Below are 3,148 nucleotides of genomic sequence, written 5' to 3' on the forward strand. Positions count from 1 at the left end.
ATTTATGGTCTTTTTGGGGAGAAATAATATGAATCTAACTATTCCTACGTGTGGTTCTTTATTGATTAATAACGGTGTTTTTCAAGGTAGTTGTCATCATTTGCTTACTTATTAAGCAGCTTCTCTTTCTGGATTTAGGTGAACGTCACCAACAGGTTCACAGTTTCTGATATCACCAGGCCAGCGTTCAGGGTTTAGCTCTTTTGCAGCGAGTAGTACCTCCGCTCGGCGCTTCAAGATCTCTTTATCTTTTCCATTGTGACGCTCTGAAGGCGTGACATAATTCAGCTTACTGTGCTTGTGCTCCGTGTTGTACCAGCGTACGAAGGCTTCAACCCAACTTCGACTACTGTCGATTGTTTCAAAGCCCTTTGTTGGCCAGCTTGGCATGTACTTTACCGTGCGGAACAATGACTCAACAGACGGGTTATCATCACTGACTCTTGGGCGACTATACGATGAAGTAATACCTAACTCTTCCATTTTTGCTTTGAACGTCAACGACTTCATCGGCGCACCATTATCTGAGTGAAGAACCAGTGCTTGATTGAAGCACTGCTCTCGCATCAACGTTCGTTGCAGAAGTTGTGACGCTAGCTCACCGCATTCATGCTCATACACTTCATAACCAACAATTTTTCGACTGTAGATGTCCTCAATGACATACAGGTAATAGTGTTGGCCTCGAACCTTTGAAGGTAAGTAAGTGATATCCCACGTATAGACTTGGTTTGAGTCCGTCGCTGTGTAACTGGTTGGCTTCGCTTGCTTCTGTCTGCTCCGCTGACGACCTCGCTTGTGAAGTTGCCCCTGCGTACTCAGTACTCGATAGTAGCTCGACTCAGAGGCGATATACTCACCTCTATCAAGCAGTGTCGGGACGATTTGAGTTGGAGGCAAGCTTGCGAACTCAGAGCGGTTACACACCTCGACAATCGCATCACGCTCTTCCTGAGACAGCTTGTTAGCAGGCTCAGGTCTGATGCATCTTGGCCTTTTGTCAGCTTGAACTTCTCCTTGCTGATACCAGCGACGATAGGTTCTCAAGTCAATTTGAACTTCATGGCAAGCTAGCTGTAAACGGCATCCGCATTGCTTCGCTTCAAGGATTAGAGTCACTATGGTCTGCCTTTCATCGGTTGAGGTTAGTCGTCCTCTGGCTCTTCCCCGTAAAAGGCTCTCAGCTTTTTTCTTAGTACCAAGAGGGCGGCCGTTTCAGCGAGTGCTTTTTCTTTGAGTCGTAAATCTTTCTTCAAATCTTTGATTTCAAGTTTGTCAGCTTTAGCCTGCTTCTTTGCTTCAGCTTCCTGCTCTTTACTCGACTTAAACCCTTGCATACATTCGCTGCGCCAACTTTGGATTTGTTCAGGGAAAAGACCTTTTTCACGACAATATTGGCTGAGTTCACTTTCGGTCATCGAGTAAGTCTCGGCAACAATGGCGAGTTTAGTTTGAGCAGACCACTGCTCTGATGAAGTGTTGCTATTTGGCACGGCGGCTCCTGAACCTCTGAGTTGCTGGCGCCAATGATACAGGGTCGCAGTGCTAATTCCTTCCTCTTCCGACACTTCTTTCACTGACATCGAATAGGGAGGTAATAGCTTCTTCAAGATAGCTTCTTTTCTTTCTACTGAGATACGAGACACAATTACTCTTTATCGCCCAAACTGGTTAAATTTTAACAGTGACAACTACCCTGCCAGATAGGGAAACCTTGCCAGTGCCTTTTCTAAATTAGAAAACCATCAATAACTACAGGTATGGCAAATTTACTTGTGAAGTGCTAGTGCGGTGAGTAGCATCGCGCTAGCAAAAGTATTGGGTTAGGTGCGCACTAAGTGCCGTTAAATTAAATTAAGGCAAAATCACACACATCTAAAACCTGATCTATACTCATAATGCAGTAAAGATTAGCTTTCATGACACTCTCTAAGAAAAAGCCTCCCGATTGGGAGGTTTTTTTTGCATCTAAATCTGGGTTCGCACTAAGTGTCGTTATGGTAAATGTGTATTCAGCAACGTTAAATACTACTGTGAAACTACCTCCCCCTCTCTACGCGCCATAACGTATTAAGAGCCAACGTAATGGAAAGGAGGAGGCTTCCACGGATACCGAAATAATGAGCTTTTCAAGCTCACGCTATGCTTACCTTGCCATAAATAACAGGGTTTAGCATGAACGCTAATTGATCAAAAAACCATCATACCTCAACGCTAATTTGGGGTACGTTAATAATTATTAACATTAGTGATAGCAGAAGATAAAGTTGTTGTTTTGTACTTCCAATAAGTAATTTTAGTTGCTTGATTTTTTCCAACATTTCCAAAGTAACTTTCCCAAGCATCGCTACTTGTTAGTAACTCAGAAAACATATTACTCAAATCGCTAGTTGTCCAAACCTTTTTATAACCTTTAGTCCCTGTAGGAGCTGGACTTTTCTTATTTACATAATTATCTACTTTGTACTTATCTTCATAAGCCATAAAAATAGTGTATACAACACCTTGAGGCGCTGATTGTTTATACCATGGAACAACTACAAAATGGTGAACAGCTGACCCCATTAAAAAATGCCACACTTCTGTTTCTGAGTTTGCTCCGGAAAAAGCAAGAGCCGTATTTATTTGACTCTGCATATTTCCTTTATTTTCAATAACAGAACCATTGCCAGAATCGTTCTGAACAGAACCGTAAACAGCACGACTAAATTCAACTGGTACAGATGGGCAATTACTCAATTGCATCAGTTTTGAATTATTCTCTATAGCTAAAATTAGATCTTCACCTGTGTTACTCATATTTTGCTCCGTTAAACGTATAAATCGGGAATAAAAACCAGCCAAATATACTGTATATAAAAACAGCATTCAACCAGGGGCAAGGCCGCTATTTAGTTTATAAAATGGCGCTCCTTATCCTTATAGTAAAGAACACTTAATATCCCTGTGATCATCCTCATCGGGCGAGGTTTTACTGCGAAATTGCTAATTCTTATTGACGCAAGTTTTAGATTGCGGAGGACGGCTTTAAAATTGTTGCAACACAACCTCACAAAAATCGGTGTTTATTATTACTATTTGGTAAATGTGCGAGTTTGCTATCAGAAACAGCCCTCAGACCACCTCAAACGCTCTTAGCGAAGATTTT

At 41.9% G+C, this 3,148-nt stretch carries 2 protein-coding genes; both read right to left on the minus strand.

Annotation, left to right across the window (positions count from 1 at the left end):
* Nucleotides 1-111: 111 nt before the first annotated feature.
* Nucleotides 112-1,646 (minus strand): IS3 family transposase gene (locus tag AB6E54_RS22535; protein WP_372107310.1). Its coding sequence is split into 2 segments (ribosomal slippage): nt 112-1,193 and nt 1,193-1,646, totalling 1,536 coding nucleotides; the frame shifts between segments, so codons are not numbered across the junction.
* 583 nt (nt 1,647-2,229) lie between these two features.
* Nucleotides 2,230-2,799 carry a hypothetical protein gene (locus AB6E54_RS22540; protein ID WP_016799065.1) on the minus strand — a complete coding sequence of 190 codons (570 nt, stop codon included), beginning with the start codon at nt 2,797-2,799 and terminating at the stop codon, nt 2,230-2,232.
* Between the last annotated feature and the right edge of the window lie 349 nt (nt 2,800-3,148).

The organism is Vibrio sp. 10N.247.311.49 (assembly GCF_041467655.1).
Classification (GTDB): domain Bacteria; phylum Pseudomonadota; class Gammaproteobacteria; order Enterobacterales; family Vibrionaceae; genus Vibrio; species Vibrio crassostreae_C.